The sequence below is a fragment of the Ruegeria sp. O4 genome (assembly GCF_056535125.1).
The window spans coordinates 62,860-85,781 of record NZ_JBQERO010000011.1 but is presented as its reverse complement, the minus strand read 5'-3'; the positions used below and the strand labels follow the sequence as shown (position 1 = coordinate 85,781).

30 protein-coding genes are annotated in these 22,922 nt (G+C 59.2%); 10 read left to right on the top strand and 20 right to left on the bottom strand.

Going from position 1 to position 22,922, the window contains the following annotated elements:
- Positions 1 to 82: 82 nt before the first annotated feature.
- From fahA to hmgA, 3 genes are read right to left on the bottom strand one after another with little or no spacing between them, the layout of a single operon-like run.
- Positions 83 to 1,345 (bottom strand): fumarylacetoacetase, encoded by a 1,263-nt coding sequence (fahA, locus tag ACR0J7_RS13510; RefSeq protein ID WP_480507314.1) that lies wholly within the window; start codon positions 1,343 to 1,345, stop codon positions 83 to 85.
- Between the two features lie 44 nt (positions 1,346 to 1,389).
- Positions 1,390 to 1,524 (bottom strand): hypothetical protein, encoded by a 135-nt coding sequence (locus tag ACR0J7_RS13505; protein WP_480900354.1) that lies wholly within the window; start codon positions 1,522 to 1,524, stop codon positions 1,390 to 1,392.
- 36 nt (positions 1,525 to 1,560) lie between these two features.
- Entirely contained in the window at positions 1,561 to 2,916 is a 1,356-nt protein-coding gene (gene hmgA, locus ACR0J7_RS13500) for a homogentisate 1,2-dioxygenase (RefSeq protein WP_267365046.1), read from the bottom strand.
- A gap of 57 nt (positions 2,917 to 2,973) precedes the next feature.
- Here hmgA and ACR0J7_RS13495 point away from each other — a divergent pair, with 57 nt between their 5' ends.
- The 3 genes from ACR0J7_RS13495 (at position 2,974) to ACR0J7_RS13485 (ending at position 5,581) form a co-directional block, all read left to right on the top strand.
- A complete protein-coding gene (locus ACR0J7_RS13495; RefSeq protein ID WP_480507318.1) occupies positions 2,974 to 3,426 on the top strand; it encodes a MarR family winged helix-turn-helix transcriptional regulator in 453 nt (150 codons plus the stop codon).
- A 60-nt stretch (positions 3,427 to 3,486) separates the two neighbouring features.
- The gene (locus ACR0J7_RS13490; RefSeq protein WP_480914584.1) at positions 3,487 to 4,737 is read left to right on the top strand and encodes an adenylate/guanylate cyclase domain-containing protein; all 1,251 of its coding nucleotides are present in this window, start codon (positions 3,487 to 3,489) and stop codon (positions 4,735 to 4,737) included.
- Between the two features lie 238 nt (positions 4,738 to 4,975).
- Entirely contained in the window at positions 4,976 to 5,581 is a 606-nt protein-coding gene (locus ACR0J7_RS13485) for a PIN domain-containing protein (RefSeq protein WP_480886846.1), read from the top strand.
- Between the two features lie 73 nt (positions 5,582 to 5,654).
- On the opposite strand, the gene ACR0J7_RS13480 is transcribed toward ACR0J7_RS13485, so the two are convergent.
- Entirely contained in the window at positions 5,655 to 6,464 is an 810-nt protein-coding gene (locus tag ACR0J7_RS13480) for a division plane positioning ATPase MipZ (RefSeq protein ID WP_480483795.1), read from the bottom strand.
- A gap of 96 nt (positions 6,465 to 6,560) precedes the next feature.
- Between ACR0J7_RS13480 and ACR0J7_RS13475 the strand changes: the two genes are divergently transcribed.
- Together ACR0J7_RS13475 and ACR0J7_RS13470 are read left to right on the top strand one after the other, a co-directional pair.
- Positions 6,561 to 6,830 carry a hypothetical protein gene (locus ACR0J7_RS13475; RefSeq protein ID WP_480507324.1) on the top strand — a complete coding sequence of 90 codons (270 nt, stop codon included), beginning with the start codon at positions 6,561 to 6,563 and terminating at the stop codon, positions 6,828 to 6,830.
- Positions 6,831 to 6,950: 120 nt separating this feature from the next.
- Positions 6,951 to 8,561 carry an MFS transporter gene (locus tag ACR0J7_RS13470; RefSeq protein ID WP_480914583.1) on the top strand — a complete coding sequence of 537 codons (1,611 nt, stop codon included), beginning with the start codon at positions 6,951 to 6,953 and terminating at the stop codon, positions 8,559 to 8,561.
- A gap of 54 nt (positions 8,562 to 8,615) precedes the next feature.
- On the opposite strand, the gene rpmE is transcribed toward ACR0J7_RS13470, so the two are convergent.
- On the bottom strand, positions 8,616 to 8,837 hold the full coding sequence (gene rpmE / locus ACR0J7_RS13465; RefSeq protein ID WP_267366773.1) for a 50S ribosomal protein L31: 222 nt from the start codon (positions 8,835 to 8,837) through the stop codon (positions 8,616 to 8,618).
- A gap of 11 nt (positions 8,838 to 8,848) precedes the next feature.
- Positions 8,849 to 9,232, bottom strand: coding sequence for a 50S ribosomal protein L19 (gene rplS / locus ACR0J7_RS13460; protein ID WP_267366771.1), 384 nt, complete (start codon positions 9,230 to 9,232; stop codon positions 8,849 to 8,851).
- A gap of 379 nt (positions 9,233 to 9,611) precedes the next feature.
- On the opposite strand from rplS, the gene ACR0J7_RS13455 reads away from it, so the two are divergent.
- Complete coding sequence (locus tag ACR0J7_RS13455) at positions 9,612 to 10,412, top strand: glycoside hydrolase family 25 protein (RefSeq protein ID WP_480914581.1); 801 nt, start codon at positions 9,612 to 9,614, stop codon at positions 10,410 to 10,412.
- On the opposite strand, the gene ACR0J7_RS13450 is transcribed toward ACR0J7_RS13455, so the two are convergent.
- The 11 genes from ACR0J7_RS13450 to ffh form a co-directional block, all read right to left on the bottom strand.
- Entirely contained in the window at positions 10,409 to 10,834 is a 426-nt protein-coding gene (locus tag ACR0J7_RS13450) for a hypothetical protein (protein ID WP_480914579.1), read from the bottom strand. The two genes, ACR0J7_RS13455 and ACR0J7_RS13450, sit on opposite strands and share 4 nt — an antisense overlap.
- A 134-nt stretch (positions 10,835 to 10,968) precedes the next feature.
- A complete protein-coding gene (trmD, locus tag ACR0J7_RS13445; RefSeq protein WP_480914577.1) occupies positions 10,969 to 11,778 on the bottom strand; it encodes a tRNA (guanosine(37)-N1)-methyltransferase TrmD in 810 nt (269 codons plus the stop codon).
- Positions 11,775 to 12,590 carry a hypothetical protein gene (locus tag ACR0J7_RS13440; RefSeq protein WP_480914576.1) on the bottom strand — a complete coding sequence of 272 codons (816 nt, stop codon included), beginning with the start codon at positions 12,588 to 12,590 and terminating at the stop codon, positions 11,775 to 11,777. The genes trmD and ACR0J7_RS13440 overlap by 4 nt, the downstream gene beginning before the upstream one ends.
- On the bottom strand, positions 12,590 to 13,093 hold the full coding sequence (gene rimM / locus ACR0J7_RS13435; RefSeq protein ID WP_267365325.1) for a ribosome maturation factor RimM: 504 nt from the start codon (positions 13,091 to 13,093) through the stop codon (positions 12,590 to 12,592). The genes ACR0J7_RS13440 and rimM overlap by 1 nt, the downstream gene beginning before the upstream one ends.
- Positions 13,086 to 13,235 (bottom strand): hypothetical protein, encoded by a 150-nt coding sequence (locus ACR0J7_RS13430; RefSeq protein ID WP_209506115.1) that lies wholly within the window; start codon positions 13,233 to 13,235, stop codon positions 13,086 to 13,088. The genes rimM and ACR0J7_RS13430 overlap by 8 nt, the downstream gene beginning before the upstream one ends.
- Positions 13,236 to 13,241: 6 nt before the next feature.
- Positions 13,242 to 13,877: a 5,6-dimethylbenzimidazole synthase gene (gene bluB, locus ACR0J7_RS13425; protein WP_480914573.1), complete on the bottom strand. Its 636-nt coding sequence runs from the start codon at positions 13,875 to 13,877 to the stop codon at positions 13,242 to 13,244.
- A gap of 12 nt (positions 13,878 to 13,889) precedes the next feature.
- Positions 13,890 to 14,279: a 30S ribosomal protein S16 gene (gene rpsP, locus ACR0J7_RS13420; RefSeq protein WP_209506119.1), complete on the bottom strand. Its 390-nt coding sequence runs from the start codon at positions 14,277 to 14,279 to the stop codon at positions 13,890 to 13,892.
- A 122-nt stretch (positions 14,280 to 14,401) separates the two neighbouring features.
- The gene (locus ACR0J7_RS13415; protein ID WP_209506121.1) at positions 14,402 to 14,698 is read right to left on the bottom strand and encodes a chorismate mutase; all 297 of its coding nucleotides are present in this window, start codon (positions 14,696 to 14,698) and stop codon (positions 14,402 to 14,404) included.
- Positions 14,695 to 15,237 (bottom strand): GNAT family N-acetyltransferase, encoded by a 543-nt coding sequence (locus tag ACR0J7_RS13410; RefSeq protein WP_480832571.1) that lies wholly within the window; start codon positions 15,235 to 15,237, stop codon positions 14,695 to 14,697. The genes ACR0J7_RS13415 and ACR0J7_RS13410 overlap by 4 nt, the downstream gene beginning before the upstream one ends.
- Positions 15,234 to 15,788: a GNAT family N-acetyltransferase gene (locus ACR0J7_RS13405; RefSeq protein WP_480914571.1), complete on the bottom strand. Its 555-nt coding sequence runs from the start codon at positions 15,786 to 15,788 to the stop codon at positions 15,234 to 15,236. Before ACR0J7_RS13405 ends, ACR0J7_RS13410 begins: the two co-directional genes overlap by 4 nt.
- Positions 15,788 to 17,296 carry a signal recognition particle protein gene (gene ffh, locus ACR0J7_RS13400; RefSeq protein ID WP_209506127.1) on the bottom strand — a complete coding sequence of 503 codons (1,509 nt, stop codon included), beginning with the start codon at positions 17,294 to 17,296 and terminating at the stop codon, positions 15,788 to 15,790. Before ffh ends, ACR0J7_RS13405 begins: the two co-directional genes overlap by 1 nt.
- Positions 17,297 to 17,554: 258 nt before the next feature.
- Here ffh and ACR0J7_RS13395 point away from each other — a divergent pair, with 258 nt between their 5' ends.
- The gene (locus ACR0J7_RS13395; RefSeq protein ID WP_480483789.1) at positions 17,555 to 18,442 is read left to right on the top strand and encodes a sulfotransferase domain-containing protein; all 888 of its coding nucleotides are present in this window, start codon (positions 17,555 to 17,557) and stop codon (positions 18,440 to 18,442) included.
- A gap of 3 nt (positions 18,443 to 18,445) precedes the next feature.
- Here the strand turns inward: ACR0J7_RS13395 and ACR0J7_RS13390 are convergent, their stop codons facing one another.
- Positions 18,446 to 18,961: a hypothetical protein gene (locus ACR0J7_RS13390; protein ID WP_480900362.1), complete on the bottom strand. Its 516-nt coding sequence runs from the start codon at positions 18,959 to 18,961 to the stop codon at positions 18,446 to 18,448.
- A gap of 87 nt (positions 18,962 to 19,048) precedes the next feature.
- Here ACR0J7_RS13390 and ACR0J7_RS13385 point away from each other — a divergent pair, with 87 nt between their 5' ends.
- Entirely contained in the window at positions 19,049 to 19,579 is a 531-nt protein-coding gene (locus tag ACR0J7_RS13385) for a prolyl-tRNA synthetase associated domain-containing protein (RefSeq protein ID WP_480914570.1), read from the top strand.
- Here ACR0J7_RS13385 and ACR0J7_RS13380 read toward each other — a convergent pair whose 3' ends face one another.
- Both ACR0J7_RS13380 and ACR0J7_RS13375 read right to left on the bottom strand, forming a co-directional pair.
- Positions 19,580 to 20,317 carry an aspartate/glutamate racemase family protein gene (locus ACR0J7_RS13380; protein WP_480538732.1) on the bottom strand — a complete coding sequence of 246 codons (738 nt, stop codon included), beginning with the start codon at positions 20,315 to 20,317 and terminating at the stop codon, positions 19,580 to 19,582.
- 72 nt (positions 20,318 to 20,389) lie between these two features.
- On the bottom strand, positions 20,390 to 20,971 hold the full coding sequence (locus tag ACR0J7_RS13375) for an FMN-dependent NADH-azoreductase (RefSeq protein ID WP_480487184.1): 582 nt from the start codon (positions 20,969 to 20,971) through the stop codon (positions 20,390 to 20,392).
- Positions 20,972 to 21,090: 119 nt separating this feature from the next.
- On the opposite strand from ACR0J7_RS13375, the gene ACR0J7_RS13370 reads away from it, so the two are divergent.
- Both ACR0J7_RS13370 and ACR0J7_RS13365 read left to right on the top strand, forming a co-directional pair.
- On the top strand, positions 21,091 to 21,969 hold the full coding sequence (locus ACR0J7_RS13370) for a LysR family transcriptional regulator (RefSeq protein WP_209506137.1): 879 nt from the start codon (positions 21,091 to 21,093) through the stop codon (positions 21,967 to 21,969).
- The gene (locus tag ACR0J7_RS13365) at positions 21,966 to 22,880 is read left to right on the top strand and encodes a DMT family transporter (RefSeq protein ID WP_480914569.1); all 915 of its coding nucleotides are present in this window, start codon (positions 21,966 to 21,968) and stop codon (positions 22,878 to 22,880) included. The genes ACR0J7_RS13370 and ACR0J7_RS13365 overlap by 4 nt, the downstream gene beginning before the upstream one ends.
- The last annotated feature ends 42 nt before the right edge of the window (positions 22,881 to 22,922 follow it).

Genomic DNA, 22,922 nt, shown 5'->3' with positions numbered 1-22,922 from the left:
TTTTGTCCTTTTGCGGTTGCGCGGAAGGCAGAGGTTGGATGCCTCCGGCGGGAGTATTTGGAAAAAGATGAAGCTCAGTGCGTCATCGCCCGAATGGGGAATTGAGTGCAGGCAGAACGGTGCCGGTGCAATCGCCAAAGCCAATGGTATAGCCATCGCCCCTGGCAGCGCCGGTCAGGGTCATTGTGTCGCCGTCTTCGATAAAGCTGCGGGTCTCGCCGGTCTCAAGCGTAAATGGCTCGCGCCCGGCCCAGCTGAGTTCCATAAGCGAGCCGAATTCGCTGCGTTCCGGCCCCGAGATGGTGCCCGAGCCCAACAGATCGCCCGGGTTCATCGCGCAGCCGCCAATGGCGTGATGGCACAGCTGCTCAGCCGCCGAATAATACATGCGGTTATAGTTGGTCCTGGCGATGACCGAGGCGCGGTCGGCGCCTTCGGGCTGCATCAGAACCTCAAGCTCGATGTCGTATAGCCCGTCCTTGCTGCCCTTGAGATAGGGCAAAAGCTCTTTCTCACGCGGGGGGGTGGGCGCGCGGAACGGCTCCAACGCGGCAGCCGTCACGATCCACGGAGAGATCGAGGTGCCGAATGCCTTGCCCTGGAACGGCCCCAGCGGTTGATACTCCCAGCCCTGGATATCGCGCGCCGACCAGTCGTTCAGCAGCACATAGCCAAAGATCATCGCATCGGCCTCGTCCACCGTGATCGGCTGGCCGAACTCCGACCCGGTGCCGACGATGGCGCCCATCTCCAGCTCGATATCGAGCCGTTTCGAGGGGCCAAAGGACGGCATCTCGGCATCGGGGGCCTTGGTCTGGCCATTGGGGCGGTGGATCGGCGTGCCCGACACCACGACCGAGGAGGCTCGTCCATTGTACCCGATCGGGATATGCAGCCAGTTTGCCGGCAGATCGGGCGAGCCGCGCAGGATGGCGCCCATGTTCTGGGCGTGTTGCTTGCCGGCGTAAAAGTCTGTGTATTCGCTGACAACCAGCGGCATATGCAGCGTGGCTTTGGCCATCGGCACCAGCAGCGGTTCAACAGTCTCCTGCTCTTTCGACCCTTTGGACAGAAGCGCGGTCAGCCGCTCGCGCAGGGCGGCCCAGACGGCGGGGCCTTCTTCCATCAGATCGTTCCAATAGGGCACGTCGAACAGCGGATAGTCGTTCAGCGCGACAAGACCCTCGGCCTCGGCCGCGGCCATGTCGAGGATCATGTCGCCAATGGCCACGCCGCAGCGCGGATCATCTCCTTCGGTCGAGAAAACACCGTAAGGCAGGTTATTCAGTGGAAACGGATGCGCCGCGTCGTTGGCCGAGGCCACCCAGGATTTCATCAAAGGCATATTTTGCCCCTATATTGTTGTATTTGGTACGTGGTTCGAAACGATCATAACCCCGAATAGACAGGCGCCAAAGCCCAGAGCGGGCGCGGTTGCAGCAGGTTGGCTGCCGAGGCTCCGTCTTTGTTTTCCGGTTGCAGCGACGGTACGCCTGCAACCGGAATGGGAATGCTTATCGCCATCAGGACGGGTGCCGTCTGGGGAGCCCAGTCTGAGGGTCATTTCTTGCCCGGTGTGCCGTCGAACTTCTTCTCAAGCGATGTCCAGCAGTCGATATAGTCGTCCTGCAACGGTGCCTCATTGGCGGCAAACGGTGTCAGGTGCTGGGGGAACCGGGTTTCGAACATGAACGACATCGTCTGGTCCAGCTTTTCCGGCCCCAAATTGGAATAGGACGCCTTGTCAAAGGCTTCCCTATCGGGGCCATGCGGGATCATCATGTTGTGCAGACTGGTGCCACCGGGAACGAAGCCCTGCGGTTTCGCATCGTATTGACCGTAGATGTTGCCCATCAGTTCCGACATGATGTTCTTGTGATACCACGGTGGGCGGAACGTGTCTTCCATCACCATCCAGCGTTCGCGGAACAGGACAAAGTCAATATTTGCAGTACCAGGCTGGCCGGAAGGCGCCGTCAGAACGGTAAAGATCGACGGGTCGGGATGGTCAAACAGGATGGCGCCGACCGGGCAATAATTGCGCAGATCGTATTTGTAGGGTGCATAATTGCCGTGCCACGCCACCACATCCAGCGGGCTGTGTCCGATTTTCGTGGTGTGAAACTGGCCACACCATTTGATCGTCACGGTCGACGGGGTTTCACGATCCTCATAGGCAGCGACCGGAGCCTTGAAATCGCGCGGGTTGGCCATGCAGTTGGCCCCGATCGGACCACGACCCGGCAGTTCGAATTTCTGGCCGTAATTCTCGCACACAAAGCCACGTGCCGGGCCTTCCAGAACTTCAACCCGGTAGAGCAGTCCACGCGGGATGATCGCGATTTCCTTGGGCTCAAGGTCAATGATTCCCAGTTCAGTCGCAAAGCGCAGGCGCCCTTCCTGTGGCACCACCAGCAACTCGGAATCGGCCGAGAAGAAATAGTCGTCGACCATGGATTCGGTGACCAGATAGATATGGCAGGCCATGCCAACCTGGGTGTTCACGTCCCCCGCCGTCGTCATGGTCCGCATCCCGGTCATCCAGTTAAGACCTTCGTCGGAATGCGGCACCGGATCCCAGCGATACTGACCCAGGCTGATCACATCCGGGTCGATGCAGGGGGCCGATTTCCAATAGGGCAGGTCGATTTTTTCGTAACGGTGCGAATGCTTTACCGACGGGCGAATACGATAGCACCAGGTGCGTTCAGGCGGGTTGGCGGTAAAGGCCGTGCCGCTCAGCTGTTCACCGTAAAGCCCGTAGTTGCACCTTTGCGGGCTGTTCATCCCCTGCGGCAGCGCATCGGGCAGCGCCTCGGTTTCAAAGTCGTTGCCAAAGCCGGGCATGTAACCGGCGTGGGTACCAACAGGCGTTGCTGCTTGCGTCAATGAATGCGGATCCGTCGGACGGTTCATTACGTATTCCTCCGTTTGCTGCTTGTCGGTTAATAGTTGATTTTGTAACTAACAAGCATGACACATGACGAATCTGAAAAAAATGATGACTTTTTCCTGCAGAATTTTCTGCCGTTCCTGCTGAACCAGGCGGCCGAGCGCGCCTCGTTGGAATTTCAGGCTGTCTACAAGGGGCGGTACGGAATGCTCAGAACCGAATGGCGAGTGCTGTTCCATCTGGGGCTGTTTGGCGAAATGACCGCCAAGGAAATTGGTGAACGGGCCAGAATGCACAAGACCAAGATCAGCCGTGCAGTTGCCAAGCTCGAGGAGCGCCGATACCTGAAACGCACACGGGACGAGGCTGATCGTCGGGCGGAATGGCTGACACTGACACCCGCCGGGCAAGCCGTGTATCGTGACTTGTACGGGGTGGCTGCAAGCTATGACGCAAGGCTGTCGGACCTGTTCAGCGAAAAAGAGGCCGCCTTGCTGCGCCAGATGTTGCGACGGTTGGCTGGCGTGGATTGACCACTGGTAATTAGCACCTGCCGTCCCCAGATGTGTTTCATGCTTGATACGGAATTTGAAATGACGTCATTCGAACCTGCCAAGGTATCCACACACACCCTGATTGACTGGTTGGTCCAGAAGGGGCTTGAGGGTGCCGGGCAGGAAGAGTTGCTGGAAGGCTTCTGCACCAGCCTGGTCGATATGGGCATTCCGCTGATGCGGTTTCATGCGGCGCAGTCGACCTTGCACCCGGTTTATGGCGGAACCGGATATAGCTGGTACAAAAGCACCGGCGGTGAGTCCGAGAAGTTTGAAAACACGGATACGCCCAGCCCGATGTGGCAACAAAGCCCGCTCTATGCGCTGCTGAACGAGGATCTGGATGAAATCCGGGTCAAACTGGTGGACCATAATGAACCCAGCCGATTTCCGTTGTTGAACGACCTGAGAGAGGTTGGGGCGACCGATTATTATGCCACCGGCATCTCGTATGAGGGGTCGGGGAAGATGCACCCCGACGGTACCAAAAAAGTCAGTGATGGCGTCCTGATGTCCTGGGCCAGCGATGCGCCGTCCGGGTTTGATGACAGCGATCTCAGGCACATTCATGCGGTATTGCCGCATCTGGGGCTGGCGCTTAAATCCGCCAAGAACCAGAACCTGACCGAAGACCTGATGCGGGTCTATCTGGGTCGTGATGCCGGGCGCCGCGTCCTGTCGGGTGAGATTCGTCGCGGATCATTGCAGCAGATCGATGCGGTGATCTGGAATTTCGACCTGGAAGGGTTCACCAACCTGTCAGAAGACCTGCCGGGTCACGAAATCATCGACATGCTCAATGATTACCTGGCCGTGGCCGTGGGCGTTGTGCACGACAAGGGTGGGAATATCCTGAAATTCATGGGCGATGGGCTGATGGCCATGTTCGATGTCGGCGAAATCGACGAGGACGCCCGTGCCGCGCTCAGCGCGGTGCCCTTGCTGCAAGCCCGTATGGATGAATTGAACGCCAGACGTCAGGCGCAGGGGCTGCCGGTTGCGAATTTCACGCTGGCCCTGCATTCCGGCGAAATCCTGTATGGCAATATCGGGTCCGAAACACGGCTGGATTTCACGGTGATCGGCCCCGCCGTCAATCAGGCCGCCCGCATCGCGGGAATGCACCGGTCGCTGGGTCAGAGAATCCTGATCTCGGACGACGTCGCGGTCGCGGCACGCCCCTGCGCGCAAGACCTCATCTCGGTCGGGCGTTACATGCTGCGCGGGGTGAACGAACCCAAAGAGCTGTTCACGGTATACAGTTCCGGCGGGCCATCAGATTCCGGGTGAAACCGAGGCTATTCTGTTCAGCGATTCCGAAACTGAAAGTCGTGAAGGAACACCTTTGTTTAGCTGGGTACGAGCGGCGGGTTGGAGCGAATGTTCGAGAATGGTGAGGATTTGAACGAATAACTGGTTTGAGGCCATTGCCGACAATGCGGTTTTAAGCAGGGTAATCAGGGAAACCTTCATATTGACCTGATCCGGCGTCCTGTATTTGCATTGAGCTCGAATTGGAGTGCGGCCTTTGAAAAACAACTACATACTAATCGACTTTGAAAATGTTCAACCCAAGAACCTCGAACTCCTTCGGGGACATGTTTGCACCTTGATTGTTTTCGTAGGAGCCAATCAAAAAAGCATACCTTATGACTTTGCACAAGCACTGCAAAGCTTGGGAGAAAATGCTGTTTATCAGAAGATAGCAGGGAATGGCTCGAACGCCTTGGACTTTCATATTGCGTTCTACTTAGGAGAACTCTCTGCTAAAGACGCCAATGCGTACTTCCATGTTATTTCTCGTGACAAAGGCTTCGACCCATTGATTGCACATCTGCGACAAAGGAAGCTCCCCGCTTTCCGTCATGCAGACCTATCCGAGATTCCATTCGTCAAAATCTCGAATGCAAGCTCGCTGGATCAAAAAATTGATGCGATTGTTGACAGCTTGAAGTCTAGAGGAACTTCGCGTCCTAGGAAGATCAAAACCCTTAAGGGAACGATGAACGCCCTTTTTTTAAAGACCTTGGAGCAGGAAGAGCTGGAAAGGCTGGTTGATGAGTTGAAAAGACGTGGTCACGTAGTCTTTTCGGACCAATCAGTCAGTTATGGCCCCGACATTACCCAGCACTGACTGGCTTAGGGGCTGAGAGTTTCGCGTTTTGAATTGCCCGTTTTCCCCTCAGACCTGCCTCCAATACAACTGATCAGAAATCGACTTCGACACCCGGCAGGTTCAGCTCTCGCATCATGTCGCGCAGTTCCTGCCGTGCTGCGATGTTCGAGATGTTCAGCTGTTTGACGCCAATATCCTTGAGGTCCAGCAGGGTCAGGCCGCGCGGAAACAGTTCGCGAAAGATCACCCGTTCGGAAAAGCCCGAAGCGACGCGGAAGCCGATGCGCTGCGACAGCATTTCGATCGCGCGCTGCATCTTTTCCTTGTTGACCATGCGCTGGGTACCGACGCGGTTGCGCACAACGACCCAGTCGATGGGCTTCAGCCCGGCCTGTGCCCGCAATTGCCGGGCGTTCCAGACCATCTCGGAATAGACGGACGGGCCAAGGATTTTCTCACCCTTTGAATCAATCCGCGCCAGCAGGTCAAAATCGATGAAACTGTCGTTCAAAGGGGTGATCAGCGTGTCGGCCAGCGAATGGGCCACCTGGCTCAGCCGGGTATGAGAGCCGGGGCAGTCGATCAGGATAAAGTCACTGTCGCTTTCCAGTTGCGACACGGCAGCAGACAGGCGGTGGTCATAGATATTCTCGCCCGGCTTCAGCGTGCTGGCATCGATCTCGGGCAGGTCGTGATGGCGGGGGCCGGGCAGCGTCAGGCCTGCGCTTTTCAGAAAGTTGTTCCGGTTCTCGAAATACCGTCCAAGGCTGCGTTGCCGCAGATCCAGATCAAGCGTGCTGACCTTGTGCCCCAGTCGGGCCAATGCGGTTGCCACATGCATCGACACGGTCGATTTGCCAGCGCCGCCTTTTTCGTTCCCGACCACAATGATATGTGCCATGCTTGTATTCCCAAGTCTTGCCGTGTTTGACTACACGTTGTTGGCACCCACTATATGTTGTGTCGCCTGCGATGAAAAGAACCTCAAGCGGCGCTTTTGGGCATTATCGGACTCTATTTTGGAAAACACAGCGCCCTGCGCGGGTTACGCGAAGGTGCCTGTCTGGTGATCTGCCACGATCTGCCATCTGATCACGGGTTTGGCAGCGAAATCGCCGCGTCAGTGCGTGTTTCCGAACGCATACACCAACCGCTGCCTGCAACGATCCGCGTCGGAATCAATCGCGCCTTTAGCCTGATTCATACACGCACAGATCGCCCGCCCAATGGGTCCTTTCGCGGTAGCGCCGGTTGGGCCGGATCGTGAAAACTATGCGGGGGACGGAAAATTTGATTAAATACCAAACAGATTTACATCGAACGGTCTTGCAGGTTTTGCAGGGGTCCTCTTCGGTTCATCTTCAAGGCAGGTGAAAGGGGCATTGGCATGCCGGACACTGCTGCGGAAAGTTCAGGCGGTTCACGCGTTGTTCTTGCAATGACGGCCATTTGCATGATGGTCGTTGGCTTCAACACAACCGCTGTTGCGACCATCCTTCCATATCTGAAGGCCGAGTTCGACCTGACACCTTCGGGCCTGCAATGGGTGATGGCGATCTATACGGTGGCCAGCGCGGCCCTTGTGACGATTGTAAGTCGGCTTGGGGATATCACGGGCAAGATGGGTGTCTTTTTCTTTGGCATGATCGTGTTTGCCTGCGGCTCTGCTTCTGTGTTGTTTTCACAGAATGCGTCGATGCTGCTGATTGGGCGTGGCGCGCAAGGGGCAGGGGCTGCGGCCCTGTTCGGCACCTCATTGTCCCTGCTGACCGCCGCAACGCCCGAGGAAGAACGGGCCAGCGTGACCGGTATGTGGGGCGCGATCGTGGGCCTTGCGATAGGCGTCGGGCCCATAGTCGGAGGAAGCTTTGCCAATTTCCTAAGCTGGCGCGGGGTATTCGCCACAGACCTTGTGTTACTTGCCATTGCGTTTGTGATCGGCCTGCAGGTCAGCAGGAAGAACTATGTCCCGGATACGCGCCTTCGGGGTGCGAAATTCGATACCGCAGGGGCGATAGCCATTGTCTTGCTTCTGGGTCCATTGTCATTCGCACTCAGCAACGGTGAAGCGCGCGGATGGGACAATGCCCTGACCATTGTTCCTTTGGGGGTCGCCGCTTTGGCGGCTGTCGGTCTGGTTTATACCTCGCGGCGCAGCGACGATCCGCTGGTCGAGTTCCGCTATTTCCGGCACCCGCGCTACCTTATGGCGGCAACAGGGATGTTCTTTGTGGGATTTGCGTTGTTTTGTTTCTTTATCTATTTCAACGTGTTCGTCCAATCCCCGGACGCGTTCGGCTATTCACCGGTTGAGGCAGGCGTCGCGATACTGCCGCTAAGCCTGAGCATGTTTGTCATTTCCGTCACCGCTCCGCGCCTGCTTGCGCCATACAGTTTTCAATGGCCGGTGACCGTCGCAATGGGATTGATGGCCAGCGGCTTCCTGCTTTTGACAACAACCTCGAACATCGACAGCTATGCTGAAGTCTGGTGGAAGCTGATCATTGTGGGGGTTGGCATCGGCATTTGTTTTTCGTTGCTGCCCCGTCTCGGGCTTCGGTTGCTGCCCGACGAACATGTCGGACAGGGGTCCGGGGTGATCAACACATTCCTGTATTTCGGGGCCACGATGGGATCGGTTGTCGGCGGTCTGGCCGCATCCCTGACCATCCGCTCCGGCCTGTCCGAAGTCATCGCGGCGCTACCCGACGGGTCGGCACAGCGCGGCGACCTTGCGCGCGCCCTGACGCATGGCACGGCAACACAGGTGGAACAGTTGATTGCCGGACTTGACCCGTCAACAGGCTCAACACTGGCCAAAGCACTGCGTGACCTGCAGGATAATGCATTTGATGCGGCGATGCTCATGGCTGCTATCGCGGCCTGTATCGGGCTGGTGATCGCGCTGCTGTTGCTGCGCGGTCCGGTTCCGCCATTGCACGACGCGGCCGAACTCACGAAACCCAAGGATCAGATACCGGGGAAAGCAAGGGCCTGAAACGAAAGAAGGCCGCCCGCTGGCGACCTTCCTTTGAAAGACTGTGGCAAAGGTTTAGAAACCCAGGCCTTCGTATTTCTTCTTGAACTTCGACACGCGGCCGCCAGCGTCCAACAGGCGCGACGAACCACCGGTCCATGCAGGGTGAACCGAAGGGTCGATTTCCAGTGCCAGCTGGTCGCCTTCGCTGCCCCAGGTGGATTTCATCTGAACGACGGTGCCATCGGTCATCTTGACGTCGATGACGTGATAATCGGGATGGATGTCTTTTTTCATCTTTCCGCTCCTTACGCTTCGGCGCCAGCTTTAGGCTTGTAGTTGGTGACCTCTGCGATACGTGCGGATTTACCGCGACGCGAGCGCAGATAGTACAGTTTGGCGCGGCGAACGCGACCACGGCGGACAACGGTGATGCTGTCGATATTGGTCGAATACAGCGGGAACACACGCTCCACGCCTTCGCCAAACGAGATTTTGCGAACGGTGAACGAACCGGCAATGCCGCTGCCGTTGTTGCGCGCGATGCAGACGCCTTCGTAGTTCTGCACACGGGTGCGCGACCCTTCGGTCACCTTATAGCCGACACGGATAGTGTCACCGGCTTTGAAATCGGGGATGTCTTTCCCCAGGGCGGCAATCTGTTCCGCCTCAAGCTGTGCGATCAGGTCCATCGCAGTTTCTCCTATCTGCTCGTGGTTGGTCCACGAAGTTGGGCACGGCCTGAGAGCTCTTGGTCTTCACCGGGTCCTGCGTACAGCCCGCCAGAGGTCAGATCGAATGTTCCTTTGGTCTGGCCTGACCCGACGCATCCCTGCCGAAGAAAGCGGGACGTCACGCCATGGTGCAAACCAAAACACCGGAGTCGCAAAACGCGGCACCGGATTGCGGTCGTTTAAGGGTATTGCAGGCAGGGATCAAGGGAAAAACGCCCTGTCTTGCCCAACGGGCCGGTAGGAATCCGCCAGCCTTAAACTAAGGCGTTGCCAAGCGACCCAGATCAGGCATTCTGAGGCAAATAATATGAGCAGATATTTCAGACAGGACCCTATGATGCGATTGGCATTCATGCTGGCCATAACGGCCGTTGCGCTGATGTCTTGCGGGCGCGGCGGCCCAAAACCTCAGACCGTTGAACCCGTTCCGGGCGTGGACAGGACAGCACCGCTTGTGATCTACCCCGATTTCGGCGACGCGGATCCCCATGACTGGGAAGGGCGTCACCCCGGACAATACCCGATCCATGGCCTTGACGTGTCACGCTGGCAAGGGCCGATTGACTGGCGCACGGCCCGGGCATCAGGTGTCAGCTTTGTGTTTCTGAAAGCGACCGAAGGCGGCGACGTGGCCGATCCCCTGTTCGACGATCACCGCCGCGGCGCGCAGTCGGCCGGTGTGCCCTGGGGCGCCTATCACTATTATTATTTCTGCCGGTCGGCCCGGGAACAGGCCCGCTGGTTCATCCAGAACGTGCCCAAAGGGGCAGACCTGCCGCATGTGCTGGATATGGAATGGACACCGCATTCCAAGACCTGCACGCTGCGCCCCGATGGCAGAACCGTCCGCGCCGAGGCGCAGCGTTTCCTGGACATTCTCGAACGACACTATGGCCGCCGCCCGATCGTCTATACCACGGTGGATTTCTATGAAGACACCGATATCGGACGCCTGCCCAAGACCGAGTTCTGGCTGAGGTCGGTTGCAGGCCATCCCCGCAATGTCTATCCCCGCGCGGTCTGGCGGTTCTGGCAATATACCGGCACCGGTCTGGTTCCGGGCGTTCAGGGCCGGGTGGACATCAACACCTTCAACGGCACGCCAGACGTCTGGGCCAGATGGAAGGCCGGAGGTTAGGTCTTTGGTGCGCCGTAGGTTTCAATGGTGCCGCCGCCAACCTGATGGTCCAACCGGCGCTCCCGCTCTTCCCCAAAGGCGTTGCGCACCCAGAACGATTCACCTGCGCTCAGTTCCCGGCGTTCGAAGCCGCGCTCTTGCAGGCAACGGTCCACCTGATCGATTTCGCCCTGCGTGCGCAGTTCGTCCTGGATCGGGGCGGTAATCGCAGGGCCGATGAGGATACCCCACAGCAGGATATTCGTTGCATATCCCCCGATGACGGCGCTGTTTCCACCTTCGTCAGCTTCCTGAGAGCAGGAATCGACCGCAACCCGCGCCGAATGCAGATTGTGACCGGCTTGCGTTGGAACGGACATCCCCAGTGGTTTGGTCGTGCAGGCAGAGGCAACCAGAAAAGCGCCAAGCAATAACTTCTTCATTATGCAATTAGTCTTTCGTTTTAAGGTCCTGAAAACGCAGGGCTTTCAAACGTGCATATTTTGGAGGACGATCAACTGCAAATAGAATTCCGGCAAACACAGAACCTAAGGCATGTCTGCAACATTCGGGCGTTCTAATCAGACGAATCCGATCGGGATTTTGCATAGTCGGCCCAGATATCCGGGCGCCGCTCGCGGGTAATGTCCTCAGCCATCTTGTGACGCCATTCGGCGATGCGGCCGTGGTGGCCCGACATCAGAACCTCGGGTATCGGGCGGCCTTTCCAATCCGCAGGGCGGGTGTATTGCGGATGCTCCAGCAAGCCCGAGGAAAAGCTTTCCTCTTCGGTCGAGGCCTGATTGCCCAGAACGCCGGGGATCAGGCGCACTGTGGCATCGATCAGGGCCTGTGCCGCAATCTCACCACCGGTCATCACGAAATCACCCAAAGAGACCTCCTGCACACCGTAATGCTCCAGCACGCGCTCATCCACGCCTTCGAACCGCCCACACAACAGGGTCATGCCATCGCAGCGCGCAAGGGTCTGCATCATGCGCTGGTCCATGCGCCGCCCGCGCGGGCTGAGGTAAATCAGTGGCCAGTTGCCCTGAATGCCCGCCATGGTGTGCTCAATGGCTTCGCCCAACACATCGGGCCGCAAAACCATACCCGCGCCGCCCCCGGCAGGCGTGTCATCCACGTTGCGATGCCTGCCGACGCCGAATTGCCGCAAGTCCACGGTTTCCAGCTGCCACAACCCTTCCTGCAGCGCCTTGCCGGTCAGGCTTTCTCCCAGAACGCCCGGAAAAGCGGTTGGAAACAGGGTGATGATCTTCGCCTTCCAGACGCCGTGCAGGTCCGGGGTGGGTGTCATCAGCTCACGCGGTTTCAGCGTGGCCCGGATCGCCTTGCGACCATGGGATTTGCCGGGTTTGTCAGTCATTTCTGGCGGGCCAGTTCATGTTGGGCGGTTCGAATCAGGACCTTTTTCTGAGTGATCAATGCCGCTTCGTCCAGCGATGATCGATTCAGAGCCAGCAGTTCTCTCAGGACGTCGTCGGAAAGCTGTGGGCTTTCATGCGCGGGCTTCACAAGCTGCGCAGATTTCCCGGGTGGCAGATCGAGAAATTCGGCAAATGGTGCGCCCAATCCAAGGTGGTGGCCTTTCAGCGCTTCCATCCACGCGGTCTGTACCGTGACAGTTGGCAACCGGTCTCTGATCCGGTCTGCCGTATCCTGTAGCGATGGCAGATGCGCAAGATCGGCGCTAAATCCGTCCAGGTCCTGAACCATGCGCGACAGTTGCAGATCATGCGCCCAAAGGCTGCGCAGCCACGCATCGCGATTGCGCAACGACAGGTAGACGGTGATGTCGGTTTCCTCGCCCATCAGACGGCGGCGCAGCACGCTGACGACCGTTTCCGCCAGTTCGGGTGCCGCCCCGTATCCTTCGCTTTTGTTCCTGCTGGGGCGCAGGCCCAGAAAATTCTCTTCGCTCAGGATCAATCCCCGGCGTACTCCGAAATCCAGACCGTCGAAAAAACTGTGCAACTGACCGCCAAAACCCGCCAGCGTGTCATCCAGTCGATAGATCGAATGGCGCGTGGCCGCTTCGTTCAACCCGGCCTTGCGGGTCTTATACGGAAGAACCAGAGCGAAATGCGGCCAGATCAGCTCGCGGTTTTCGTGCAGAAAGGACTGTGCTGCCGTCATGCCGGTCTTGTGAAAACCCAGATGCAGCAGAACACGTCGCATCAGATCAGGCCTTCGGGCGGGTCGGCCACGATGCGGCCCTGTTCCAGATCGACGGTTGGCACCACCTGCATCGTGAACGGCAGAAGAACCGTCGCCTTCAGGCCCGGCCCGTGTAGTTCCAGCAGGTCCGTGGCCCCGTGGTTCTGCACGGATTTGACCTTGCCCAGAAGGGTGCCGCCGGTGTCATAGACCTCAAGCCCAATCAGGTCTGTGTGGTAGAACTCGTCATCGGGCAACGAGGGCAACTGATCGCGCCGCGCAAACAGGCGCAAACCGTTCAGGGCATCTGCCTGTTCCTTGGTTTCGACCCCGCCAAGACGGGCGGCAAAACCGTTCTTGATCGTACGCGTCAGAACCACCGGATAACGTTCCTTGCCGGTTTCATCCGTCAGTGGCGAATACGTCTCGATATCTTCGGGAACGGCGCAGAAGCTTTTCAGGCGCACTTCACCGCGTACACCATAAGACCCCGCGACGCTGCCGACGCAGATCAGATCATTCATTGGCAGCCCCCGTCGTCAAACAGATCCCGTTTCTCCACTCGCCAAGCCCTTCGCAGGCTTCGCGCTGATTGTTGCGCTCAAAGAACACGCCCACAATAAAGGCGATCAGCAGCAGAATGGGAAGGCGTATCAATCCGAACATGCGGCCCTACCTTGTTTCGATCTTCAGGCTGTCGGCCCGGTTTTCCCAGCCAACCTGCTCAAGTTCGGGGGTGTCAGATATCTGTTCCGGCCATCCGACACAGAAATACCCGATCAGACGCCAGTTGCCCGGCACATCCAGATCGCGCGCCATCTGTTCGGGGTCCAGAATGGATACCCAGCCCAGCCCCAGCCCCTCGGCCCGCAGGGCCAGCCAGAACAGGGTGATGGCAGAGACCACGGAATAGCGCCGCATCTCGGGCATCGAGCCCGCGCCAAGACCCAATCCCTTGCCGGTGCTGTCGTCGCAGAAGATGGCCAGTTGCACCGGCGCTTCCTGCATTCCCGACAGTTTCAGGCGGCTGTAAAGCTGCGCCCTGTCGCCGGAATAGCCCGCCAGGGCGTCATCGTTCGCGGTTTGGAAATTCCTTAGCGCCGCAGCCCGGGCCGCTGCGCTTTCGACGCGGATCACGCGCCAGGGTTCGCTCAGCCCCACGGACGGGGCCAGCCGAAACGCGTCGAGGCAGCGCGCAAGCACTGCCTCGTCTACCGCGTCGCCGCGGAACCGGCGCACATCGCGCCGGAGCCGCAACAACAGATCGAACTGCGTGCGAAATGCGTCAGTAAAGGTCTGATCCCGCACGCTTCGGCCTGCTTATTCTTCTGCAGCCGCTTCTTCAGCCGGTGCAGCAGCCGCTTCGGCAGCTTCCGCAGCCTTTGCAGCTTTCTCTTCCGCGCGTTCCTGAGCTTTCTTGCCCGGGGTACCCTTGTTGGGGTTGTTGCGCTCGGCCTTGTCACGGGTGCCGGCAGCTTCCAGCATACGTGCGATACGGTCGGTGGGTTGGGCGCCCTGATCCAGCCAGTGCTGAACGCGTTCCATGTCCATTTTCACACGCTCTTCGCTGTCTTTCGGCAGCAGCGGGTTGTAGGTGCCCAGTTTCTCGATGAAACGGCCGTCGCGCGGCATCCGGCTGTCAGCCGCCACGATGCGGTAAAACGGACGTTTTTTCGAGCCTGCGCGGGCGAGACGAATTTTCATTGCCATGGTGGTATCTCCTTTGAATGGCATCACGCCGGAGGCGTGTATTTGATTGGCCGGTGTCTTTTCCGGTTAATTCTGGTGTTTGTTGAACCTCTGGTTCACTTCTAACTTGCTGAACCTCTGGTTCACCCTTGGTGTTTCCTGTGGTGTCGGATGACTTCCTGAATGATGAAATTCAGAAAAGCCTTGGCGAAATCGGGGTCCAGATCGGCCTCTTTCGCCAGGTCTTCAAGCCGTGCGATCTGCGTGGCCTCACGCGAGGGATCGGACGGGGGAAGGTTGTGTTCGGCCTTGAGCTTGCCAACGGCCTGTGTGTGTTTGAACCGCTCGCCCAGCGTATAGACAAGGATCGCATCCAGCCGGTCGATGCTTTCGCGATGCTCTTTCAGCAATGCAGCCGCGCGTGTCACGGGGTTGTTCATTGGCCGGTCCTTTCGGCTGTCGAAACGTCAATCTTGGGGTGCCGCCACACCTGGCAGGACTGGCCCAGCAGTTCGGCATTGTCACGCTCCAGCGTTGCACCCAACCGCTCGGCCAAAGCGCGCGAACGGTCGTTTTTGTGGGCGATATACGAAATCACCCCGTTCAGGCCCTGATGCCGCGCCGCATAGGACCGGGCGGCAAGCGCCGCCTCGTAGGCAAAGCCTTTGCCTTCGAAATCTTCCATCACGGTCCAGCCCAGTTCAGGCTCGTCCCAGCCGGGGGCGTCAATCAGGCCGACGTTGCCTGCGAACCGACCGCTGGATTTCTCGGTCAGGTGCCAAAGGCCAAATCCTTTCAACGCCCAGTGCCCAAGGCGTCTGGCCAACATGCCCCAGCTTTCCAGCGCGTCCCGGGGGCCGCCTACCATATGGCTGCGCTCGGTTGCAAAGAATGCGGTCAGCGCAGGCAGATCATCCAGATGCGGGGCACGCAGGATCAGACGTTCGGTTTCAACGGTGGGGATGGTGAACGCGGTCATGCGTAGGCCTCCATCCCGCCATTCACCAGATCGGCAGGCGCGGGGTGCCGCCAGATTTCGGACCTGCCGAATTTGGGGTGGTCATAGTGATACTCGAACTGCGCGCCCAGCCGTTTCGCCACCGCCTTGCTGGCATGATTGTCCAGATCAATCAGCGAGATCGCCGTCTCCCACCCCAGAACATCATACGCATAAGACCGCGCGGCCAGTGCCGCCTCGGTCGCGTACCCCTTGCCGGTGGCATGGTTCATCAGCGTCCAGCCGATCTCGGGTTCGGGCCAGCCTTCGGGGCACCAAAGCCCGATCCGCCCGACATAAGTGCCCGAGGCTTTTTCCTCAGCGCTCCAGAACCCGTAACCGCGCAGGGACCAGTGGCCCAGCAGCGAAGCGATCAGTCGCCAGACCTCATCCCGGCGCAGTGGCCCGCCGACGAATTTTGCCGCATCGCTGGCAAAGAACGCGGTATCGGCGTCCAGATCAGCCTCGGACGGCGCGCGCAGGATCAGGCGCTCGGTTTCAAGCCGGGGGATATGTTGGGCGACGGCGTTCATTACTTCTTCTTGCCAAACCCGCTCAGGCCCTGAGGCAGCCCCATGCCGCCGCCCAGGCCGGGCAGTCCGCCGGGCATTTTGCCGCCCATTGCCTTGGCCGCCTGTTCCAGTGCCTTGGGGTCCATGCCGGCTGCCATGTCTTCGGGGCTGGGGCCGCCTTTGCCGAACATGCCCTTCATGGCCTGTTTCAGCATCTTGCCTTTGCCCATCTTGCCCATCTTCTTCATCATGTCCGACATCTGCCGGTGCATCTTGAGCAGCTTGTTGAGGTCGCTGACCTCCATCCCCGAACCGGCTGCAATCCGTTTCTTGCGGCTGGCTTGCAGCAGCTGCGGGTTGGCGCGCTCGCGTTTGGTCATGGACTGGATCAAGGCGATCTGCTGGCGCAGGATCTTGTCGTCCAGACCGGCCTGATCCATCTGCTTGGCCATTTTGCCCATGCCCGGCATCATGCCCATCATGCCCTGCATGCCACCCATCTGGATCATCTGTTCCAGCTGCATTTTCAGGTCGTTCATGTTGAACTGACCTTTGACCATGCGCTTCATCATGCGCTCGGTCTGTTCCATCTCCATCGTTTCCTGGGCCTTTTCGACCAGGGCAACGATGTCGCCCATGCCCAGAATACGTCCGGCGATCCGGTCCGGCTCGAAGGTCTCCAGCGCGTCCATCTTCTCGCCCAGACCGACAAAGCGAATGGGCTTGCCAGTCACTGCGCGCATCGACAGCGCCGCACCACCGCGCCCGTCCCCGTCCATCCGGGTCAGGACCACGCCCGAGATACCGACCTTGGCGTCGAATTCTTCGGCCACTTCAACGGCGACCTGACCGGTCAGGCCGTCAACAACCAGCAGGGTCTCGCGCGGGTCAACCGCATTGCGGACCTGCTCGACCTCGTCCATCAGCACTTCGTCGATATGCAGGCGACCGGCGGTATCCAGCATATAGACGTCATAGCCGCCCAATGTGGCTTGCTGCTTGGCGCGCTTGGCGATGTCGACGGGTTTCTGGCCCGGTACAATCGGCAGCGTATCAACGCCGACCTGCGCGCCCAGAACCGCCAGCTGGTCCATCGCCGCCGGGCGATAAACGTCGAGCGAGGCCATCAGGACCTTCTTGCCCTCTTTCTCTTTCAGGCGCTTGGCCAGTTTACCAGTGGTGGTGGTCTTACCCGAACCCTGCAAACCGACCATCAGGATCGGGGCAGGCGGGTTGTCGATCTTCAGCTTGCCGGGGTCTTCCTCGCCACGCAGGGTATCGACCAGCGCGTCATGCACGATCTTGACGACCTGCTGGCCGGGGGTGATCGACTTGGTCACCGCCTGACCGGTTGCCTGGTCCTGCACCTTCTTGACGAATTCACGCGCCACCGGCAGCGAGACGTCGGCCTCAAGCAGGGCAACACGGACCTCGCGCAGGGCGGTCTTGACGTCTTCTTCAGACAGAGCACCCTGTTTGGTCAACCGGTCAAAGACGCCGGAAAGGCGTTCGGATAGATTTTCAAACATGCCTTCGGCCTCCTTAGCCGGTTATCTGATGGCGCGCCCTAGATAGGATGCGTCGGTTAAATGCACAAACGCCCCCACGGGCGAAACTCGCTGGTGGGGGGCGATCCCTGAACGACTCAAGGGACCGGAAGATCAAGACGCTTCCGGATGTTTGGCGGTCATCTACGCCTCTGGGCTCTGCGAGTCAAGGCAAACGCTTTGAGCATCTGGCCACTTGGTGTAGCGTCCAAAGGTCGGGGTCAGTTTTGGAGTTTGGTCATGAGTCAACCATTGCCGCAGCGCACCAAGGATTATGTCGGTGAAGTCACGAATACCGATATCTGGTCCGACTTCGTAATCCGTCCCGACGACATCTTTGTCTGCACGCCTCCCAAATGCGGCACCACGTGGACACAGACGCTGGTACGAATGCTGATCACCAAAACCGCGGATCCAGTCGTGTACAACAACGCGGTCTCCCCCTGGCTCGATTGCGGGTTCAGAGATCGTGAGGAGCAGGACAGAATACTTGCCGCACAGACGCACAGACGGTGCATCAAGACCCACACGCCATTGGACGGGATCACCTATTCCCCGGATGCGACCTATCTGGTGGTGCATCGCCATCCGGTTGACGTGCATTTCTCGCTGCGCCGCCATGTGGAAAACATGAAAGACGACTGGCTGGACTACCTGTTTCCCGATGATCTTTCCGAAGCCTTCGCGATGTTTCTGGACCGGCCCGCCTCGTCAAAGGGCACTGACGATCTGACGCTGGCCTCATACGTCCACCATTACCGTTCATTCCGCGCGTTCCGGCATCTGCCAAACATCCATTTCCTGCATTACGCCGAACTCAGCCGCGATTTGCCGGGACAGGTGGCGCGGATCGCAAACATCTTGGGGACCGAGATCGCACCAGAAATGATCGACGATATCGCTGAGGCCGCAAGCTTTGGTTCAATGAAGGAAAACGCCCGGCGCGCTTCGCAGCAGCCTGGTTTCAAAAGCGCGTTTCAGGACTACGCGCAGTTCTTCTCGTCCGGGACCAGCAACAAATGGGAGGGCAAGCTGACCGCCGATGACATGGCCCGATACGACGCGCGCCTGTCCGAAATGGTCACACCGGCTGACCGAGCCTGGCTGGAGCACGGACAAGTCCTGTAATCGTCAGGCCTGTTCCTTCGTGTCTTCCTGCTGCGCGGGCAGCCATGCGTTGACCGCGTCAACCAGTTTATGCGCGCCGCGCCCGTTCGAGTACGCATCGACAATCGGATGACGCCCTTCGCTCATTCCCTTGTCCAGCACAAGAACCGGGCGATACAGCGTCGAACTGCTGCTGTCGCTGCGGAAAGTCGAGCTTTCAACTTCGGCATGGGACAGGCTGGACAGCTGATGCTCGACCGCTTCATAGCCAAAGACAGACTGCCTGCGGATCAGAATGCGGTTCTTTGTGCGGTCCAGAATGACCTGAACCCGCCGCACGAAAACGCAGAACGCTCCGACACCTAGCCCGCCGCCGATTAGTGCAAAGAACAGCCCGAACCAGATATTCTCGCCGCCGTCACTGACCATGACCAGCCCTGCGCCGACAAAGGTCAATATGAAAAAGACCAGCATGATTCCAATGAACCAGGGCGTGTCGGCAAGGATCAGTTGGGTCGGAGTGTTTCGTGTGACTTTCATGGCGGCACGCTAGCACCGTTTTCTGCTCTGCCCCAGCTTGAATTCGCTGCCATGTTGCGCGATGAGCGCTACAAACAGGAGGGCCTCATGGACGCATCATCCACATTTCAGGATACATTGCCGCTCAGTTCTGACGTGCTGTTGGCGCAGCTGGATGATTGGGGGCTGCCCTACCGCCTGCATACCCATGTTCCCTTGCGCACGGTCGAGGACTCCAAGGCCGTAGAAGGCCAGTTCATGGTGCCGGGCGAGAACGCGTTGCGGGTCAAGAACCTGTATCTGCGCGACAAGAAAAAGCGCAACTACCTGGTGACGCTGGAACAAAGCCGCGAGATTGACCTCAAGGCGCTGGGCGCAGAACTGGGTGTCGGCGCCCTGTCCTTTGGGTCGGCAGACCGGCTGTTGCAGAACCTAGGTATTCGCCCCGGCGCGGTCAGCCCGCTGGCGATGATCAACGGTGTGCAGAACGATGTGCAGTTCTTCATGGACGCCGCCGCCCAAGGGGCCGAGATGATTTATATGCACCCGTTGGTCAATGACCGTACCGTTCTGATGAATCAATCCGACGTGATGGCGTTCTTCGATCGCATCGGTTGCACCGTTATGTGGCTGCCCTGATCACTCTAGCGCCAGTTTCAGCGCGGCGGCGACATGCGCGGCGGACGGGTTGATGAACAGGTGCCCGTCGGCCTCGAATACCGGGTCATCCAGATGCTTTGGAAAGGCAAGCGGCAGTTCGGTACAGGCCAGCAGGATGGCGGTTCCGGGACGGGCATGTTTGTTGCAAAAGGCCAGCAGTCTTGCGCGCGCCGCATCAGAGGCACCACCGTAGAAATCACTGTCGATCATCGCCTGCATCTCGGAAATCTCGGGGTCGGGCAGCCGCGCATTTGCGGTGATGCCCTCGGCCGCCAGACGATCCGCATAGTTGGTGGCCTGCATTGTCACGGTTGTTCCCAGCACCAATGCGTTTGACACGCCTGTGCTGGCCGTGGCCTCTGCCGTTGCATCGAAAATGCTGAGGATGGGCATGGAAACACCCTGTCTGATCGCGTGCAGCCGCGCGTGCGGGGTGTTGGACGCTATGATGCCAAAATCGCATCCTGCGCGCTCCAGCGTCAGCAGCGCGTCGCGAAACACCGCATCAAACGCCGCCCAGCTGGCTTCGTCCCCGGCGACACCCCGCAAGGCGCGGGTCTTGGCCTGTGTGACGGACTCGATGGTCATGGCAGGGATCGGCAGGGGCGCGCCGTGGCCGCGCGCCGCAAAGTGACGCCCGGCACCCTCGGCAATGGCACGGTAATAGTCCACGGTCGAGGCCCAACCCACACCGCCCAGAATTCCGATCTTTTTCATGCGCGCCATCCAGTCCGCCAGTTCCATCTGACCAGCAGACTGGACGTTTCAGGGCTCAATGACCAGAGGCGATCAGGCCGCCAGTTCTGTCACCGCCTTTTTGGCGCTTTCCAACGCGGCTTCGGGGTTCACCGCCATCTGATCCGCAGCGATGACCGCTACATCATGGATGCCGATAAAGCCCAGAACGTGACGCACATAGTTGGTGGCAAAGTCGATCTCGGATCCGACGGCAGTACCGCCCGACGCGATTGCCAGAATGGCGCGTTTCCCCTCCAGCAACCCTTTTGGGCCGTTCTCCGAATAGGAAAAGGTCAGGCCCGCGCGGGCGACCAGGTCGATCCAGGCCTTGAATGCAGCGGGGACCGAGAAGTTGTAGATCGGCAGGCCGATAACGATGGTATCGGCCTCTTGCAATTCGGTCACCAGCGCGTCCGAAAGGGCCAGCCGGTCGCGCTGCAGGTCGTCGCGCTGCTCGGCAGGGGTAAAGTTGGCGGCGATCCAGTCTTCGGTCAGCAGGGGCAGGGGGGTAGCCAGGTCGCGGCGGATGATGCGGTCCGCACCCAACTGCCGGACGATGCTGTCAGACAGGTCGCGGGTGGTCGAAGCAACGCGGCGGGCAGAGGCGTCGATATGCAGGATGGTTTTAGCCATTTTCTGGGTCCTTAAGGTCAGGGTAATCTTGTTCTGATCCCAATATGGCTGTTGCGTTTGCGAACAAAACTCGGATACATCAACAGTTATTGTTGGAAATTGCACAGAACGGTGTGACGATGGACAATTGGGATGAGGTGAGGACCGCCTATCAGGTGGCACGCATGGGAACCGTCAGCGGTGCGGCCGAGGTTCTGGGCGTGCACCACGCCACGGTGATCCGCCACATCGACGCGATCGAGGCCCGGTTGGGTGTCAAACTGTTCCAGCGCCACGCGCGGGGATACACCCCGACCGAAGCGGGCGACGATTTGCTGCGCGTGGCGCAGGCTACCGAAGACCAGTTCAACCAGCTTGTCGGCCGGATGAAGGGGCGCGGTGACGATGTATCGGGCGAACTGGTGGTGACGTCGCTGGGCTCCATCGCGCCATTGGTGGTGCCGACGCTGACCGAATTTCAAAAGATGCACCCCGAGCTGATCGTGCGCTACCTGACCGGAGACCGCCTGTTCCGGCTGGAATATGGCGAGGCGCATGTTGCAATCCGTGCGGGATCGGCCCCGGATCAGCCCGACAACGTTGTGCAACCTTTCCGGCAGGAAGAAGTCGGCCTCTATGCCAGTACTTCGTATATCGAACGGCACGGCAAACCTTCGGGCATCGAGGATTTCGGAAACCACCACTTCGTCAGCTCTGACGATGAAAGCAGCCGTGCGCCGTTCACCCGGTGGCTGCGCAACACGGTATCCGCCGACCGCATCACCTTTCGCTGCACCAACAATTTCTGTATGCGCGAGGCCGTTCTGGCCGGGGCCGGTATCGGCTTTATGGCCCGTTGGGAGGCCGCCCGTCATGACACTCTGGTCGAAGTGATCGACCCGCTTCCGGAATGGTTCGGCAACCTGTGGCTGGTGACCCATGTGGACCTGCACCGAACGACCAAGGTGCAAGCGTTCCTGAGTTTTCTGAAAGAAGCCTCCAAAGGCTGGTGTCCATGAACCCGCAGATGCGTGGCCATCTGGCCATGCTGGCCTTTTCGGCCCTTGTCGCAGGCAGCTTCTCGCTTGGGTCGATGATTGCCAACGAAATTGCTCCGGCGGCCTTGAATGCGGTGCGCTTTGCCATTGCGGCTGTGGTGATTGGTGTGGCGGCATTGGCGACAACCGGTCTGCCCCGCAGTGCCGCGCAGGCGCCCTGGAGGTATCTGGTGCTGGGCGGGTTGTTCGCCACCTATTTCGTCCTGATGTTTTACGGGCTGAAAACCGCCCCGCCGGTCAGCGCTGCCGCGGTTTTCACCCTGACCCCCGTTGTCTCGGCCATTGCGGGCTGGGTCCTGCTGCGCCAGATCACCACGCTGCGCATGGCAATGGCCCTGTCCATCGGTGCGATTGGGGCGCTGTGGGTGATCTTTCGGGCCGACTGGCAGATGTTCCGCGCCTTCCAGATCGGCGGGGGCGAGATCATCTATTTCTGGGGATGCGTCGCGCACGCGATCTACACCCCCATGATCCGCAGGCTGAACCGCGGAGAACCTGCCGTCGTGTTCACGTTCGGAACGCTGGTTGCCGGGTGCCTGTTATTGGTCCTGTTCGGCTGGTCCGACCTGAAAGCGACCGAATGGGCAGCCCTTCCCGCCATCGTCTGGATCGGGTTGTTCTATATCTCATTCTTCGCAACAGCAGCCAGTTTTGTTCTGGTGCAATTCTCCTCGCTCCGGCTGCCGTCGGCCAAGGTCATGGCCTATACCTATCTGGTGCCAAGCTGGGTGATCCTGTGGGAAATCGCGCTGGGCAAACCTGTCCCGACGGGATTGATCCTGGGCGGTGTGGCGCTGACGGTCATTGCCCTGCTGATGCTGCTGAAGGAAGAAGCCCCGCGCAACAGCCCCCAACGCCGGGCAGCTGAATAAAGCCACTCCCGGTCTGAAACCGGTACAGATTGCCCACGAATT

Excerpts from the sequence above, each read along its gene's own strand:
- ACR0J7_RS13375 (WP_480487184.1), bottom strand. The coding sequence starts at position 20,971 with ATGGCTAAAACCATCCTGCATATCGACGCCTCTGCCCGCCGCGTTGCT.
- ACR0J7_RS13505 (WP_480900354.1), bottom strand. The coding sequence starts at position 1,524 with ATGGCGATAAGCATTCCCATTCCGGTTGCAGGCGTACCGTCGCTGCAA.
- rpsP (WP_209506119.1), bottom strand. The coding sequence starts at position 14,279 with ATGGCAATGAAAATTCGTCTCGCCCGCGCAGGCTCGAAAAAACGTCCG.
- rimM (WP_267365325.1), bottom strand. The coding sequence starts at position 13,093 with ATGAATGATCTGATCTGCGTCGGCAGCGTCGCGGGGTCTTATGGTGTA.
- ACR0J7_RS13390 (WP_480900362.1), bottom strand. The coding sequence starts at position 18,961 with ATGAAAGTCACACGAAACACTCCGACCCAACTGATCCTTGCCGACACG.
- ACR0J7_RS13410 (WP_480832571.1), bottom strand. The coding sequence starts at position 15,237 with ATGACCGCGTTCACCATCCCCACCGTTGAAACCGAACGTCTGATCCTG.
- ffh (WP_209506127.1), bottom strand. The coding sequence starts at position 17,296 with ATGTTTGAAAATCTATCCGAACGCCTTTCCGGCGTCTTTGACCGGTTG.
- ACR0J7_RS13440 (WP_480914576.1), bottom strand. The coding sequence starts at position 12,590 with ATGCGACGTGTTCTGCTGCATCTGGGTTTTCACAAGACCGGCATGACG.
- ACR0J7_RS13495 (WP_480507318.1), top strand. The coding sequence starts at position 2,974 with ATGACACATGACGAATCTGAAAAAAATGATGACTTTTTCCTGCAGAAT.
- ACR0J7_RS13415 (WP_209506121.1), bottom strand. The coding sequence starts at position 14,698 with ATGAACAACCCCGTGACACGCGCGGCTGCATTGCTGAAAGAGCATCGC.
- ACR0J7_RS13480 (WP_480483795.1), bottom strand. The coding sequence starts at position 6,464 with ATGGCACATATCATTGTGGTCGGGAACGAAAAAGGCGGCGCTGGCAAA.
- ACR0J7_RS13455 (WP_480914581.1), top strand. The coding sequence starts at position 9,612 with ATGCGATTGGCATTCATGCTGGCCATAACGGCCGTTGCGCTGATGTCT.
- ACR0J7_RS13450 (WP_480914579.1), bottom strand. The coding sequence starts at position 10,834 with ATGAAGAAGTTATTGCTTGGCGCTTTTCTGGTTGCCTCTGCCTGCACG.
- ACR0J7_RS13385 (WP_480914570.1), top strand. The coding sequence starts at position 19,049 with ATGGACGCATCATCCACATTTCAGGATACATTGCCGCTCAGTTCTGAC.
- rplS (WP_267366771.1), bottom strand. The coding sequence starts at position 9,232 with ATGGACCTGATCGCACAGCTTGAGGCGGAACAGATTGCCGCCCTGGGG.
- ACR0J7_RS13430 (WP_209506115.1), bottom strand. The coding sequence starts at position 13,235 with ATGTTCGGATTGATACGCCTTCCCATTCTGCTGCTGATCGCCTTTATT.
- ACR0J7_RS13490 (WP_480914584.1), top strand. The coding sequence starts at position 3,487 with ATGACGTCATTCGAACCTGCCAAGGTATCCACACACACCCTGATTGAC.
- ACR0J7_RS13365 (WP_480914569.1), top strand. The coding sequence starts at position 21,966 with ATGAACCCGCAGATGCGTGGCCATCTGGCCATGCTGGCCTTTTCGGCC.
- ACR0J7_RS13405 (WP_480914571.1), bottom strand. The coding sequence starts at position 15,788 with ATGAACGCCGTCGCCCAACATATCCCCCGGCTTGAAACCGAGCGCCTG.
- rpmE (WP_267366773.1), bottom strand. The coding sequence starts at position 8,837 with ATGAAAAAAGACATCCATCCCGATTATCACGTCATCGACGTCAAGATG.
- ACR0J7_RS13470 (WP_480914583.1), top strand. The coding sequence starts at position 6,951 with ATGCCGGACACTGCTGCGGAAAGTTCAGGCGGTTCACGCGTTGTTCTT.
- ACR0J7_RS13370 (WP_209506137.1), top strand. The coding sequence starts at position 21,091 with ATGGACAATTGGGATGAGGTGAGGACCGCCTATCAGGTGGCACGCATG.
- hmgA (WP_267365046.1), bottom strand. The coding sequence starts at position 2,916 with ATGAACCGTCCGACGGATCCGCATTCATTGACGCAAGCAGCAACGCCT.
- trmD (WP_480914577.1), bottom strand. The coding sequence starts at position 11,778 with ATGACTGACAAACCCGGCAAATCCCATGGTCGCAAGGCGATCCGGGCC.
- ACR0J7_RS13395 (WP_480483789.1), top strand. The coding sequence starts at position 17,555 with ATGAGTCAACCATTGCCGCAGCGCACCAAGGATTATGTCGGTGAAGTC.
- fahA (WP_480507314.1), bottom strand. The coding sequence starts at position 1,345 with ATGCCTTTGATGAAATCCTGGGTGGCCTCGGCCAACGACGCGGCGCAT.
- ACR0J7_RS13380 (WP_480538732.1), bottom strand. The coding sequence starts at position 20,317 with ATGAAAAAGATCGGAATTCTGGGCGGTGTGGGTTGGGCCTCGACCGTG.